The following is a 14,511-nucleotide window of genomic DNA, read 5'->3' as shown; positions in this document are numbered from 1 at the left end:
CCGGCCGGCACGGCCGCGGTGCAGTACGTGAGTATTTCCCTCCAAGCGAAAGACTTTTAGCGGTGACAGACAGTCAGAAATCCGACGAAACAGCAACAGACCTGACCGAAGCGGCGGCCCCCGCGGCTGACGGCGCAGGAACTGAGGCAACCGGCACATCAGCAGTGGAAGCTCCTGAAACCGGGGCAGCCGCAGAAGAACCTGCCGCAAGCGCGGCAGATCCTTCCGCTCCCGCGGACGACAAGCCCGCTGATGACGCTTCCGCACCTGCCCCCGCACCGGCAACTGCACCAGCACCAGCACCGGCTCCTTCCCCCCGATCAGCAGCTCCGTCCCCGGCCGCGTTCGCTTCCCGCCCAAAGCCTGCAGCTGCCGCTCCGGCGGCAGCGGCTGTTCCGGCAGCTCCCGCCACCTCCCTGGCCGAAGCCTCAAAGTGGGGCCGGGTTGAAGGCGACGGGCATGTTTTCCTCACCATTGACGGCAGCGAGCACGCCGTAGGGCAGTACCCGGGCGTGAGCGACGACGAAGCCCTCGCCTACTTTGCGCGCAAGTATGACGACGTTGTGGCACAGATTGTGCTTCTCGAACAGCGCGTCAGCTCCAAGGCCCCCAGCACGGATATGCAGAAAACCGTCACCCACCTGCGCGAGCAGCTTGCGGAGCGGAACATGGTGGGCGACCTGCGGGCAGCCGAGGCGCGGCTGGACAAGCTTGCCGAACAGATCGGCGAGCTGGAGAAGGCCGAGAAAGCCGAGCACGACGCCGTCCGCGCGTCCGAACTGGCAGCCCGCGAGGCAATTGTTGCCGAAGCCGAGGAAATCTCCGGCCAGGACCCCGCACAGACACAGTGGAAGACCTCCAGCGCCCGCATGAACGAACTCTTCGAGAGCTGGAAAACAGCGCAGAAGAGCGGCGTGCGCCTTGGCCGCAGCAACGAAGACGCCCTGTGGAAAAGGTTCCGGGCAGCGCGCACCGTCTTCGACCGCCACCGCCGCGCTTACTTCTCCCAGCTGGACAGCAACAACTCCGCGGCCAAGTCCGCCAAGGAAAAACTGATCGCCGAGGCTGAAGCACTGTCCACCTCCACCGACTGGGGTTTTGCCGCCGGCGAGTACCGCAGGCTGATGGACCAGTGGAAGGCATCACCGCGTGCCAGCCGCAAGGACGACGACGCACTCTGGGCCCGATTCCGCGCGGCACAGGATGTGTTCTTCACGAACCGCCAGGCCGCCAACGAAGAGATTGACCAGGAATACGCTGCCAACCTCACCGTCAAGGAGGCCCTCCTGCTGGAGGCCAACGCTATCCTTCCGGTCAAGGACCTGGCCGCGGCCAAGAAGGCACTGCAGTCCATCCGTGACCGTTGGGAAGAGGCAGGCAAGGTCCCGCGCGGCGACATGGGCCGCATCGAGGCCGGGCTGCGCAAGGTTGAGGATGCAGTCCGGAACGCTGAGGAAGAGCAGTGGCAGCGCTCCAACCCGGAGCGGAAGGCGCGCACCAACAGTGCCCTGTCCCAGCTGGAATCCGCAATCGCAAGCCTCCAGGACGATCTTGCCAAGGCGGAGAAAACCGGTGACCAGCGCAAGATCGAGGCTGCCCAGGAAGCCCTTGAGGCACGCCAGGCCTGGCTCGACCAGATCCAGCGCTCGGCCAGCGAACTCTCCTAAGCCACCACGCTCTGGCTCGTCCGCCTGCCCCGCAGGCCGGCGTCTGGGACAGGCCCGGCCCGGTTATCCACATAACCGAACCGGGCCTGTCCCTGTTAAGGGCCTGCGCGGCAGGATGGACGAATGGCGATTCCATCGGCTCCTCCGGGCACTGACCACCCGGCCGCAGCAGAGGCGGCACCACAACGTTTCCCGGAGTTGTATGTTCCGGAGATGCCCTTCGCCATGCCTGAACTGCAGGCCCTCGCCGCGGACGGACTCCTGGACAGGCTTCACCACCGCGGGTATACACTGCCCGGAGTCGCCGCCTCCCCGCAGCTGCGTGCACGGGCGGCGGCGGGCGTTGTACCGCCGTCGGTCAGGCAGAGGGTGGTTGCTGGCCGCATGACAGCAGCCTGGATCTACGGCTGCGCGGCAGAGCCGGACAGGCTTGCGTTGCTGGTGGACGCCAAACGAAGGGTTTCAAGCCTCAGGAACACCCGGGGCTGCACCCTGCACGAGGTGAAGCTTGGCCCGTTCGACGTTGTCAGCCTGGGCGGTCTGATGGTCTCTAGCCCGCTGCGTACCGCCCTGGACATTGCCCTGCACGTAGACGCGGGCAGGGCCATCCCCGCATTGGAGGGTCTGCTGGCGCGCCCGGAAAAGGACGTGCGCCTGCGCCTGCTCGTCCTGGCCATAGAGGCAACGCCCCGCGTGCCCCACAAGAAGGCCGCCCTGGAAAAACTCGCCGCGCTAGCTCCGGCGCTTGTTGCCGGTGGTCCGGTAAACGTCGAACACGCCGTCGATCCTGCGGACAGCGCTGAGAACGTGGCTCAGGTACTTGGGGTCACCCATTTCGAAGGCAAACTTTGAGATCGCCACCCGGTCCGTGGAGGTGTGCACGCTGGCTGCCAGGATGTTCACATGGTTCTCGGACAGGACGCGGGTGACGTCGGAGAGCAGCGACTTGCGGTCCAGCGCTTCCACCTGGATTTCAACCAGGAAGACGCTGGACTGCGTTGGCGCCCACTCCACGTCCACGATGCGGTCCGGCTGGTCTTTGAGGTCCGAGATGTTGGTGCAGTCCGTCCTGTGCACGGAAACGCCCGAGCCCCTGGTCACGAAACCGAGGATGGGGTCCGGGGGCACGGGCGTGCAGCAGCGGGCCAGCTTGACCCAGACGTCGCCGACGCCCCGGACCACCACGCCGGAATCGGAGAAACGGGCTTTGGTGACCTGGGTGGGGATGCTGACTTCGGCGATGTCGTCGTCCGCGCTCTCGTTGCCCCCGAGGCTTTCGACCAGCTTTTCCATAACCGACTGGGCGGACGTATGCCCGTCGCCCACTCCGGCGTAGAGTCCCGAAATGTCAACGTACTTGAAATCTTCTGCCACGGCGGCCAGGGCCTCGTGGGTCATCAGCCGCTGCAGCGGGAGGTTCTGCTTCCGCATTGCACGGGTGAGAAGTTCCTTGCCGCGGTCAATCGCCTCTTCCCGGCGTTCCTTGCTGAACCACTGGCGGATCTTGTTCCGTGCCCGGGCGCTCTTGACGAAGTGCTGCCAGTCCTGGCTGGGCCCGGCGCCTTCGGCCTTGGAAGTGAAGATCTCCACCCAGTCGCCGTGGTTGAGTTCGCTGTTGAGAGGAACCAGTTTTCCGTTGACCCGGGCACCGATGGTCCGGTGGCCGACCTCGGTATGGACTGCGTACGCGAAGTCCACGGGAGTGGAACCTGCGGGCAGCGCCATGACTTCGCCCTTGGGGGTGAAGACGAAAACTTCCCGCGCGTTGATCTCGAACCGGAGGGAGTCCAGGAACTCACCCGGATCCGAGGTTTCCTGCTGCCAGTCCACCAGGGACCGCAGCCAGCCCATGTCGCCGTCGCGGGGGCTTCCGGGGCCAACCGCGGTCCGGTTGGGCTGGTCCTTGTACTTCCAGTGCGCAGCCACGCCGTACTCGGCGCGGCGGTGCATCTCATGGGTGCGGATCTGGATTTCCACGGGCTTGCCGCCGGGCCCGATCACCGTGGTGTGCAGCGACTGATACATGTTGAACTTCGGCTTGGCGATGTAGTCCTTGAACCTGCCGGGCAGCGGGTTCCAGCGCGAGTGCATGGTACCGAGGGCGGCGTAGCAGTCACGGACAGAGTCCACCAGGACACGGACACCCATGAGGTCGTTGATGTCGTCGAAATCCTTATCGCGGACGATCATCTTCTGGTAGATGGAGTAGTAGTGCTTGGGACGGCCGGTGATGGTGGCCTTGATCTTGGCCGTACGGAGGTCTTCGGTGATCTGGTCGCGGATGACGCTCAGGCTCTTCTCCCGCTCGGGAGTCCTGTCCCCCACCATCCGGACGATCTCTTCGTAGACTTTCGGGTAGAGCGCGGCGAAGGAGAGATCCTCCAGCTCCCACTTGATGGTGTTCATGCCCAGCCTGTGCGCCAGGGGGGCAAAGATCTCCAGCGTCTCCCGTGCCTTCCGGGCGGACGACTCAGCGGAAACAAACCGCCAGGTCCGGGCGTTGTGCAGCCGGTCCGCCAGTTTGATCATCAGGACACGGATGTCCTTGGCCATGGCCACAACCATTTTGCGGACAGTCTCGGACTGTGCAGCCTCACCGAAGCTGACCTTGTCCAGCTTGGTCACGCCGTCTACGAGCATTGCCACTTCGGGGCCGAAATCCCGTTTCAAGTCGGCGAGTGTGTAGGGCGTGTCCTCCACAGTGTCGTGCAGCAGGGCCGCGGCCAGGGTGGTTCCGCTCAGCCCAAGTTCAGCGAGGATGGTGGCCACGGCCACGGGATGCGTGATGTACGGATCGCCGCTCTTGCGCTTCTGCCCGCGGTGGCTCTGTTCGGCAACGTCGAAGGCCCGCTGGATGAGGTCGAAGTCCTCTTTGGGGTTGTTGGCCCGGACGGTCCTCAGCAGGGGTTCAAGGATGGGCGAGTACGTCGCCGTGCTGCGCCCTGTCAGCCGGGCGAGCCTGGACCGGGTGCGCTCCCTGCGGCCGGGAAAGGTGGGCCGGGACCCGGAGTTGTCGACCGGAACCAGCGGGCCGGGGCGCGCGGACGAGGCCACCCCGGCCTGCGTACCGTTGGCAGCACCCTTGTCACCCTGTGCCGCTGGCGCTGACGCCGAACGCTCTTCCAATGAAGTACCCCTCACCACCGTTTTAATTACTTCAGTCTATTCCCCGCCGCGGTGAGAATTATAACCAGCGCCTTAAACACGGACGGGCCGGCCGGCGTCAGTCTCCTGACGCCGGCCGGCCCGTGAGTGTGGGGCTATGCGGTGGCTGTTTCCACGGCTGAGGAGCCGGACCCTGTGCCGGCACCGGCACGCCGGTGCTCAACCCGCTTCGCCTGCCTCACGAGGTCGGGCTCGTTCTGGCGCAGCCAGGCGTACATCGGGGCCGCCACGAAGATGGTGGCCGCCGTGCCGATCAGGATCCCGACAAACAGTGCCAGCGAAAGGTCGCGCAGCGTACCTGCCCCCAGCAGCCCGGCACCGATGAACAGAATCGCTCCCACGGGGAGGATTGCCACCATCATGGTGTTGATTGACCTGACGAGCGTCTGGTTTACGGCGAGGTTGACCTCCTCGGCGAACGTGCGGCGGGTGGACGCGTCCAGGTCGGCGGTGTTCTCGCGGATCTTGTCGAAGACCACCACCGTGTCATAGAGGGAGTAGCTGAGCACGGTGAGGAACCCGATGATTGCCGACGGAGTGACCTCGAAGTCGCTGAGGGCGTAAACGCCTGCGGTGATGAACATTGTCACCGCCATGCCCGCGATGGCAGAGAGGGACATCTTCCACGTGCGGAAGTACAGGGCCATCAGCACTGCCGCGAGGAGGACGAACACCACCAGGCCGATCAGGGCCTGCTTGGTGACGTCGGCGCCCCAGGTGGGTCCAACGAACGTCGAGGTCACCTCGTTGTCGGTGACGCCGTACGCGCTTGTGAGTCCCTCTTTGATGCGGAGCGTCTCATCGTCCGTCAGTTTGTCCGTCTGGATCCGCATGGTGGTGCCGGCAACGTTCGCCACGCGCGGCACGCTGCCCTGAACCACGTCGGTTACGGCCTTCTCCCCCAGGGCCGCATCCGTGGTCTGCACGTTGGAGACGGTGAATTCGGATCCGCCGCGGAACTCGATGCCGAGGTTGAAGCCGCCCTTGGCCAGCGGAATGATGATGGACAGGACAACCGCCACCGCCGCGATGATGAACCAGAGTTTCTTGGCGCCCACAAAGTTGTAGGAGCGCTTTCCGGTGTAGAGCTCGTTGCCGAAGTTGGCGAAGCCTGACATTACTTGTTCTCCTTCGCTGAGGACTTCGAGGAGCCCGCGAGCTGCTCCTGCTTCTCCGCCAGGCGGCGTTCGGCGATGGTCATCCTGCGTTCCGCTTCAGCGGCCGCACCGGCGTTCTTGGTCCGGACCGTGGCAGGCTTGTCTGCCGGGGTACGGACACGGCCTGCACCGCGGTACAGCGGAACGGCTCCGAGCCGTTTCGGATCAAGGCCAGAGAGCCGGTGGCCCTCGCCGAAGAACCGGGTGCGCGCCAGCATCTGCAGCGTCGGGTGCGTGAACATGAACACCACGATGAGGTCGGCGATAGCGGTCAGGCCCAGCGTGAACGCAAATCCGCGGACGTTGCCCACGGCCACGAAGTAAAGGACCAGCGCGGCCAGCAGGTTGACGGCCTTGGACGCCAGCACGGTCCGTTTGGCCCGCTTCCAGCCGTTTTCGACGGCTGAAACCAGGCCGCGGCCCTCACGGAGTTCGTCGCGGATCCGCTCGAAGTAAACGATGAAGGAGTCCGCCGTCTGGCCGATTGCCACGATGAGGCCCGCAACGCCGGCCAGGGACAGCCGGTAGTTTTCCGTCCAGCCCAGAATGGCGATGGCTAGATACGTCAGGAGGCCCGCGACCACCAGTGAGGCGATGGTCACCAAGCCGAGCGCCCGGTACTGGAACAGGGAGTAGACCACCACCAGCAGGAGACCGATGATGCCCGCCAGGAGGCCCATGCGCAGCTGCTCACCGCCGAGGGTGGCAGAAATCTGCTGCTCGCTCTGGATCTCGAAGCTGATAGGCAGGGCACCGAAGCGGAGCTGGTCGGACAGGGCCTTGGCGCTTTGCTCGGTGAACCCGCCGGTGATCTGCGGGCGTCCGTCGGTGATGACGGCGAGGGAGCGGGGCGCGGAGATGACCTGGTCATCCAGCACAATGGCGAACTGGGCCTTGGGGTCGTTGCCCGCGTCGCCGCCGGCGGCAACGTAGAACTGGTTCAGGCGTTCGGTGACCTCTTTGAACCTGGCCGTGCCTTCGTCGTCGAACTGGATGTTGACTGCCCAGTCGTTGGTGACGGCACCCTGCGCGCCCTGCTGGAGCTGGAAGGAGGACGTGACGATGTTGCTGCCCTTGACCTCCACGGGACCCAGGATGTACTTGATCGCAGGGTTCGTGTCGGAGGCCGGCTCGCAGGTCACCAACGGCTTGGCCGGATCTGAGCGTTCCCGCTCGTCCTGGGCCGGGTTGTCGCAGTCCAGGGTTTCAAACTCGCGGTAGATCTCCGGAGTGATCCAGTTGATGTCGCTGCTGTTGGCGGGTTCCGCCGTCGGCTTGGGCAACTGGTCCTCAGGCGCCCGCTGCTCTTCCGGGACGGGAGCCCCGGCACCGGCGAGCAGCACCGGCCGGAAGTTCATGTCCGCGGAGGCCTGGATCAGGTCGCGCGTCTGGCTGGAGGGGGTGCCGGGAAGGCTGACCACCACATTGCGCCCGGACTGGGTGCTGATCTCTGCTTCGGCAACACCTGAACCGTCTACGCGCTGGCGGATGATCGCCACGGCCTGGTTGAGCTGTTCCTCATTGATGTCCGAACCGCCCTCGACCTTCGGCGCCAGGATCATCTGGGTGCCGCCTTCGAGGTCGAGCGCCAGCTTGGGCGCCCAGCTTGCCTGCCCGGCGAGGGTGCCGCCGGCCAGGACGGCAGTGAGTGTGGCGAGGAGTACACCGAGCCAGACCAGGACCCTGAGGCCTGGTTTATTGGGGCCAGTTCGTGCCATTGTCGATCTTTCTCTTATTCACGGAGGAACCGCCGGTGCCTGCTGATGCTTGCACCGGCGGTGGTCCGCAGCGGTAGAGGTGTTGTGGAAGCAGCGGGGACTAGTTGTCCTTCTTGCCCTCGTCGTTGAGGCGCTTCAGCGTTTCTTCCGGGGTCTCGGCTGCAGCGGGGGTGCTTCCGCTTTCCGCGGCAGTCAGGGAGGAGGCATCATCCGGAACCTCAGTCGCGGCGGGTACCCCGGCTGCGGGTTCGATGATCTTGGTGACTGCCTGGCGGTGCACGGTGGCCAGGTTGCCCGGGGAGAGTTCCAGGGTGACCTTGTTTTCCTCGTCGTCGATGTCGACGATGCGGCCGAACAGGCCAAAGCTGGTCATGACCTCAACGCCGGGGGCGAACTGCGACTGAAGCGTTGCCTGCTGCTGCTGGGTCTTCTTGTTGCGGCGGAACATCATAAAGATGAAGATGCCGAGCATCACGAACAGCAGGATCGACATGATGTCGATGCCGCCGCCGGGCTGGGTAGTGGTGGTCTGGGCAGTGATGTGTCCGAACACGGGGAAGTTCCATTCTGTACTTGCATTGAGCTGTACTTGCATTGAGCCGGTTGACAGCGCCGTCCGCTTTGAACGAGTGGCCTGGCGAAGCTGCTTGCCATCCATCCGCGGGCTGCCGGTGATGCTGCCCGCGGGAACAAAGACCCGAACGTGCCGAGCGTCATACCAGTCTAAAGGGAAAAGCTGAACGGAGCCTGCTATTGGTATTAGGGGCAGGTCAGCCCACGCTCAGGCGTCCTCTTCAGCCGGCTCAAACAGGTCCAGTTGCTCCTGGGCAAAGACACCCGACGGAATGGCATAGCCAAGGTGGGTCCAGGCCGGAGCCATGGCAATCCGGCCACGCGGAGTGCGGCCCAGGAGGCCCTCCCGGACCAGGAAAGGCTCAGCCACGGTTTCCACGGTTTCGGTCTCTTCACCGACGGCGATGGCCAGCGTGGAGAGCCCCACCGGCCCGCCGCCAAACTTGGTGATCAGGGCTTCGAGGACTGCGCGGTCAAGGCGGTCCAGGCCCTTTTTGTCCACCTCGTACATGTCCAGCGCGGCGGACGCCGCCCTGGCATCGATCTGGTCGATGCCGTGGACCAGGGCCCAGTCCCGGACACGGCGCAGCAGCCGGTTGGCAATCCGGGGGGTGCCGCGGGAGCGCCCGGCGATTTCGGAGAACCCGGCCGAGTTGACTTTGAGGTCCAGCAGGCCGGCGGAGCGCCGCAGCACAAGTTCCAGCTCCGGCACGGAGTAGAACTCCAGGTGGCCGGTAAAGCCGAACCGGTCCCGGAGGGGTCCCGGCAGCAGGCCCGCGCGGGTGGTGGCGCCCACCAGGGTAAAGGGCGGCAGTTCGAGCGGGATTGCCGTGGCACCGGCGCCCTTGCCCACCACGATATCCACCCGGAAATCCTCCATGGCCATGTACAGCATCTCTTCAGCCGGCCTGGACATCCGGTGGATTTCGTCAAGGAACAGGACTTCGCCCTCGGAAAGGGAGGAAAGGATGGCTGCGAGGTCCCCCGCGTGCTGGATGGCAGGGCCACTGCTGATCCGCAGGGGCGCATTCATTTCGGACGCAACGATCATGGCGAGGGTTGTCTTGCCCAGCCCCGGCGGGCCGGAGAAGAGCACGTGGTCCGCGCTGCGCCCGCGCATCCGGGAGGCCTGGAGCACCAGGGACAGCTGTTTCCGCACCCGGTGCTGGCCCACGAAGTCGTCCAGGTTCTTGGGCCGGAGCGCGGCCTCGATGGCCCGCTCTTCAGGCTCCTCCCCCGCGGCCACCAGTGACGGTTCAGCCACGGCTGCCTACGCGGTTGCCGGCCCGGGCACCGTCCTGCCCCAGCCACCGGAGCGTGGTCCGCAGGATCTCCGGCACGTTGCCGCGGAACGAGACCTCGGGATCGTCCGCCAGTGCTTTGTCGATGCTGGAGGAGGCGTCCTTTTCGGACCACCCCAGGCTCGTCATGGCGGCCACCACCTGCGGTTTCCAGGCGGCCTCGGCCGGAGTGGACGCCGCTGCCGTGCCCGCCGTGCCGTGCGGAACCAGCTTTCCCGCCAGCTCCAGCACAATCCGCCCTGCTACTTTGGGACCGATGCCGGGAACTTTGGTGAACGTCTTGCTGTCCCCGGTGTGCGCGGCCACCCGGATCGCCTCCGGTTCGTGGACCGCCAGGACGGCCAGGGCCAGGCGCGGCCCCACCCCGCTCACACTGAGGAGGACATCGAAAACTTCCCGCTCGTCGTCAGACGCGAAACCGAAGAGCGTGAGCGAATCCTCCCGGACGATCAGGGAGGTGAAAAGCTGGCCTTCCTCGCCGGTGCGCAGCCTGCTGAGGGTCTGGGGCGTGGCGTTGACGCTCATACCCGCCCCGTTGAGGTCAATCACGGCAGTGGAAAGTCCCACATGCGCTACCGTTCCGCGAAGGAAACTGATCAAGGCCTGGCTCCTGGTGTCTTGCCGGGCTCCAGGGAGCAGGACCGGCTATCCGAACATATCTACGAATACCCTAGCAAGCGGGCAGGACATTCAACGGGCGCGGCGCGCCTTTGCTTCGGCGTCCGCCCAGGCCCGCTGGGCCGGAGTCAGGGACGAACTGCCCGGGCCGGTGGTGGCTGCACCCTTGTTGGCAGTGCCGCTGCCTGACCGCCAGGCGTGGGTGATGGCCAGAGCAAGGGCGTCGGCGGCGTCCGCAGGCCGCGGCGGTGCGTCAAGGCGCAGGATCTTGGTGACGAGCTTGGTCACCGCATCCTTGTTCGAGGTCCCGCTGCCGGTGACTGCGGCTTTGACTTCCGACGGCGTGTGCAGCGCCACCGGGATCCCCCTCCGGGCCGCTGCGGCGATGACCACCCCGGACGCCTGGGCCACGCCCATCACGGTACTGACGTTGAGCTGGGAAAAGACCCGCTCCACCGCGAGGACGTGGGGCTCGTGGCGGTCAAGCCACTCATCGATGGCGAGGGCGATCACCAGCAGCCTCTGGTCCAGGGAGTCCTCAGGCGAGGTTCCCACCACGCCATAGGCAACCATGGTGGCCTGCCTGTTCCGCTCGACGTCCACAACGCCGATCCCGCACCGGGTCAGGCCGGGGTCCACCCCCAGGACGCGCAGCGTCACGGGTGCAGACGCCCGGCAGGCAGGCGGAGCGTCACTCAGAGTCCAGGGCGGCCTGGACGTCGTCGCTGAGGTCGGCGTTGCTGTAGACGTTCTGGACGTCGTCGAGGTCCTCCAGGGCGTCGACGAGCTTCATGAACTTCTTTGCGGCGTCCAGGTCCAGCGGCACTTCCATGGAGGGAACGAATTCCGCTTCGTCGGTGTCGTACTCGATGCCTGCGTCCTGCAGGGCGTCGCGGACGGCCTGGAGGTCCTTGGGGTCCGAGTGGATCTCAAAGGTGTCGCCGTTGTCCTTGACTTCCTCGGCCCCGGCGTCCAGGACAGCCACCAGGACATCGTCCTCGGTCAGGTCCTTCTTGGGCAGGGTCACCACGCCCTTGCGGCTGAAGAGGTAGCTGACCGAACCGGGATCGGCGATGGTTCCGCCGTTGCGGGAGATGGCAAGGCGCACCTCCGAGGCAGCACGGTTCTTGTTGTCCGTAAGGCACTCGATAAGCAGCGCGGAACCCTGGGGTCCGCGGCATTCGTACATGATCTCGGTGTAGTCGACCACTTCACCGGTGAGCCCGGCACCGCGCTTGATGGCACGGTCGATGTTGTCTGCTGGAACGGAGGTCTTCTTGGCCTTGGTGACGGCGAGTTCCAGGCCCGGGTTTCCCTGCAGGTCCGGGCCGCCCATGCGCGCAGCAACTTCGATGTTCTTGATCAGCTTGGCAAACGACTTGGCGCGGCGGCTGTCGAGGATGGCCTTCTTGTGCTTGGTCGTTGCCCATTTGGAGTGGCCTGACATGCTTTACGCTTCTCCTCTGATCATGCGGATAAAAAGTTCGTGTACGCGTTTCTCCCCAGTCACTTCCGGGTGGAAGGAGGTGGCCAGCAAGTGGCCGGAACGCACTGCAACAATTCTAGCCGTCCCCGGCAGCGGTACGGCGTGGGACGCGTGCTCCGGGTCGGCGGGCTCAACCTGGGCGAGGATCTCGACGCCGGGACCAACGCGTTCCACCCACGGCCCGCGGATGAAGACGGCATGGACAGGTGCAACACCGGACGCGGTGGCGCTGAAATCCAGGCCCTTGAAGTCAAGGTCTGTTTCGAAGGACTCGCGCTGCCGGCCGAAGGCGTTGCGGCGGACGGTGATGTCCAGCCCCCCGAAGGTCTGCTGCGGAGCCCCGGAGAGGTCCGTCGCGGGATCGGCAATGTCGTTGGCAAGCAGGATCATCCCAGCACATGAGCCGTAGACCGGCAGGCCTTCGGCGATGCGTTCCCGCAGCGGTTCGGCAAGTTCAAAGGCCCGGGCAAGTTTGTCGATGGCGGTGGATTCGCCGCCGGGAATGATGAGCCCGTCCAGGCCGTCGAGTTCCTTGGGCCGGCGGATGCCCACGGCCTCGGCACCGGCGGCTTCGATGGCCCGCAGGTGCTCGCGGAAGTCGCCCTGGAGCGCCAGCACGCCGATCCGAAGGCCTGAAGCCGGGCGCGCGGAAGCAGCCGAAAGGGAATTTGTCATCCATCCAGCATACGGGTTCGCCCTCCGCGGGCACCGGCAGGGGCGGCGCCGACGGCGGTTGCATGCCGTTGCTGGGATATATTCAAAACATGCTCTACTTCAGTGTTCTGCTCGGCAAACTGGTCCGCCGGGTATCCCGGCTTCGGGGTGGCGGGTCCGCCCTGCCCGGGCTGGTGGTTGAAAAAATCGACCCGGGCTTCATGCGGCGGACACTCAGCACCCTCCCCCATGGGGTGGCGGTGGTTAGCGGCACCAACGGCAAGACCACCACCACCAAAATGGTGGTGGAACTGCTGGAAAGCCAGGGCCTGAAGGTCTTCACCAACCGCACTGGCAGCAACTTCACCCGCGGCGTGGCTGCCGCACTGCTCGGCGAGGTGGACTGGCGCGGCCGGCTGGATGCGGACGTCGCGGTGCTGGAACTGGACGAAGCCCACGCCGTGCACTTCGTCAACAGCGTTCCCCCGCGCTACTGCCTCCTGCTCAACGTCCTCCGCGACCAGCTCGACCGGTTCGGCGAAATCGACAAGACGGCCCAGCTCCTCCAGCACATCGCAGCGAAGACCACCGGAACGGTGGTGCTGAACCGCGAAGACCCCCGGGTTGCCCGGATTGCCGAAACCCTCACCGGACAGGGCGTGAAATATTTCGGTCTGGACGATTCGCTCCTGAGCACCTTCCCCAACGACGACGACATGCGGACCGCTCCAGGAAGTCCCGCTCCGGCGGGACTTCCGGAGAAGCCTGCCGCCGACGTCGTACTCCGCAAGGTTGGCGCGGACACCGCTGAGTTTGAGTACGACGGCGCCACGGTCACCACGGGCATGAAGCTGCGGGGTGTCTACAACATTTTCAATGCGGCCGCGGCGCTGACGCTGGCGCGCAGCATCTGCGGCAGCGGCGCCGCCACGGCCAACCATGACACCCTCCTCGAGGCGCTGTCCCGCGTGGCTCCTGCCTTCGGACGAGGGGAAAGCCTCACCGTTGACGGCCAGCCCCTGGACCTGGTCCTGGTCAAGAATCCCAGCGGTTTCCGGCTCGGCCTGAAGTCGTTCCCTGCAGGCGGCTACGCCACCATGATCGCCATCAACGACAACTATGCGGACGGCCGGGACATGTCCTGGCTGTGGGACGTGGAGTTCGAGTCCCTGCGCGAAGGCGGGGTGGACCAGCTCACCGGCTCACGGGCCTACGACATGGCACTGCGGCTGCAATATGACGACGTCCGCATCGGCAACGTGGAGCCGGATATCACTCCGGCGCTGGCGGCCTTCATCAGGGAAGCCCAGGGAAAGCCAAAGCGCATCTTCTGCACATACACGGCCATGCTGGCGATCCGCCGCGAACTATCCAAAATCACCACTGTGGAGGTTGTCTCTTGAGCCAGGCAGGCACGGATCCCGCACAGGAAAACTCCGCGGGCAAGGGGACCCTCCGGGTGGTGCAGCTGTACCCCCGCGACATGAACATCTACGGCGACTGGGGCAATGCCCTGGTCCTGCAGCGGCGCATCAGCTGGCACGGCTACACCCCGGAGCTGCTCGAGTACAACGTGGGTGATCCGTTCCCGGAAGACGTGGACATCATTGTGGGCGGCGGCGGCCAGGACAGCGGCCAGCTGGTCATCCAGGACGACCTCCAGGCCCGGGCGGGGGTGCTGAAGGACCTTGCCGAGGACGGTGCGCCGATGCTCGTCATCTGCGGGCTGTACCAGCTCTTCGGACATTTTTTCAAGACCCGCACCGGCGCCGTCATCCCGGGCATCGGCATCCTCGATGTCGAGACACACGGCACCGAGGAGAGGCTGATTGGCAACGTCAAGGTTGCCACACCGGAGTTCGGGGAAGTGCTCGGCTACGAGAACCACAGCGGGCAGACAACCCTGGGCAACGGCGTGCGGCCATTGGGCTCCACCCCGAAGGGTATGGGCAACAACAGCAGCGACGGCCACGAGGGTGCCCGCTACCGCAATATCGTGGCCAGCTACCTGCACGGCTCGCTCCTGCCCAAGAACCCGGCCATCGCGGACTTCCTGATCCGCACGGCAGCTGAGCGCAAGTACGGCAGCTTTGTTCCGGGCCACCCCGATGACAGCTACGCGGAACTGGCACGGGAACACGCCGGACGCCGACCGCGCTGACCGCTGGGGAG

The 14,511-nt window shown here is 65.4% G+C and carries 13 protein-coding genes; 4 read left to right on the top strand and 9 right to left on the bottom strand.

Going from position 1 to position 14,511, the window contains the following annotated elements; all coding sequences use genetic code 11:
• Positions 1-62: 62 nt before the first annotated feature.
• Both IEX43_RS01930 and IEX43_RS01925 read left to right on the top strand, forming a co-directional pair.
• Entirely contained in the window at positions 63-1,667 is a 1,605-nt protein-coding gene (locus tag IEX43_RS01930; RefSeq protein WP_188808827.1) for a DUF349 domain-containing protein, read from the top strand.
• Between the two features lie 123 nt (positions 1,668-1,790).
• The gene (locus IEX43_RS01925) at positions 1,791-2,519 is read left to right on the top strand and encodes a type IV toxin-antitoxin system AbiEi family antitoxin (protein ID WP_188808826.1); all 729 of its coding nucleotides are present in this window, start codon (positions 1,791-1,793) and stop codon (positions 2,517-2,519) included.
• Here IEX43_RS01925 and IEX43_RS01920 read toward each other — a convergent pair.
• The 9 genes from IEX43_RS01920 to pdxT all read right to left on the bottom strand — a co-directional run bounded on the left by IEX43_RS01920 (position 2,400) and on the right by pdxT (position 12,360).
• A complete protein-coding gene (locus tag IEX43_RS01920; RefSeq protein ID WP_188808825.1) occupies positions 2,400-4,793 on the bottom strand; it encodes a RelA/SpoT family protein in 2,394 nt (797 codons plus the stop codon). The genes IEX43_RS01925 and IEX43_RS01920 overlap by 120 nt on opposite strands.
• A 134-nt stretch (positions 4,794-4,927) precedes the next feature.
• Positions 4,928-5,950, bottom strand: a complete 1,023-nt coding sequence (gene secF, locus IEX43_RS01915) for a protein translocase subunit SecF (RefSeq protein ID WP_188808824.1) — start codon at positions 5,948-5,950, stop codon at positions 4,928-4,930.
• Positions 5,950-7,707 (bottom strand): protein translocase subunit SecD, encoded by a 1,758-nt coding sequence (secD, locus tag IEX43_RS01910; protein WP_188808823.1) that lies wholly within the window; start codon positions 7,705-7,707, stop codon positions 5,950-5,952. Before secD ends, secF begins: the two co-directional genes overlap by 1 nt.
• 100 nt (positions 7,708-7,807) lie before the next feature.
• Positions 7,808-8,200, bottom strand: coding sequence for a preprotein translocase subunit YajC (gene yajC, locus IEX43_RS01905; RefSeq protein ID WP_188809054.1), 393 nt, complete (start codon positions 8,198-8,200; stop codon positions 7,808-7,810).
• 288 nt (positions 8,201-8,488) lie between these two features.
• A complete protein-coding gene (gene ruvB, locus IEX43_RS01900) occupies positions 8,489-9,544 on the bottom strand; it encodes a Holliday junction branch migration DNA helicase RuvB (protein WP_174181112.1) in 1,056 nt (351 codons plus the stop codon).
• Entirely contained in the window at positions 9,537-10,181 is a 645-nt protein-coding gene (gene ruvA, locus IEX43_RS01895) for a Holliday junction branch migration protein RuvA (RefSeq protein ID WP_174181114.1), read from the bottom strand. The genes ruvB and ruvA overlap by 8 nt, the downstream gene beginning before the upstream one ends.
• A 90-nt stretch (positions 10,182-10,271) precedes the next feature.
• Complete coding sequence (gene ruvC, locus IEX43_RS01890) at positions 10,272-10,859, bottom strand: crossover junction endodeoxyribonuclease RuvC (RefSeq protein WP_188808822.1); 588 nt, start codon at positions 10,857-10,859, stop codon at positions 10,272-10,274.
• A 31-nt stretch (positions 10,860-10,890) separates the two neighbouring features.
• A complete protein-coding gene (locus tag IEX43_RS01885) occupies positions 10,891-11,646 on the bottom strand; it encodes a YebC/PmpR family DNA-binding transcriptional regulator (RefSeq protein WP_188808821.1) in 756 nt (251 codons plus the stop codon).
• Positions 11,647-11,649: 3 nt separating this feature from the next.
• Positions 11,650-12,360, bottom strand: a complete 711-nt coding sequence (gene pdxT / locus IEX43_RS01880) for a pyridoxal 5'-phosphate synthase glutaminase subunit PdxT (RefSeq protein WP_188808820.1) — start codon at positions 12,358-12,360, stop codon at positions 11,650-11,652.
• 89 nt (positions 12,361-12,449) lie between these two features.
• On the opposite strand from pdxT, the gene IEX43_RS01875 reads away from it, so the two are divergent.
• Both IEX43_RS01875 and IEX43_RS01870 read left to right on the top strand, forming a co-directional pair.
• Positions 12,450-13,742 carry a Mur ligase family protein gene (locus IEX43_RS01875; protein ID WP_188808819.1) on the top strand — a complete coding sequence of 431 codons (1,293 nt, stop codon included), beginning with the start codon at positions 12,450-12,452 and terminating at the stop codon, positions 13,740-13,742.
• A complete protein-coding gene (locus IEX43_RS01870) occupies positions 13,739-14,500 on the top strand; it encodes a type 1 glutamine amidotransferase (protein WP_188808818.1) in 762 nt (253 codons plus the stop codon). The genes IEX43_RS01875 and IEX43_RS01870 overlap by 4 nt, the downstream gene beginning before the upstream one ends.
• Positions 14,501-14,511 lie beyond the last annotated feature (11 nt).

It is taken from the genome of Pseudarthrobacter polychromogenes (assembly GCF_014644495.1).
Lineage (GTDB): Bacteria > Actinomycetota > Actinomycetes > Actinomycetales > Micrococcaceae > Arthrobacter > Arthrobacter polychromogenes.
The sequence above is the reverse complement of the archived record's forward strand: the minus strand, read 5'-3'. Positions and strand labels throughout refer to the sequence as shown.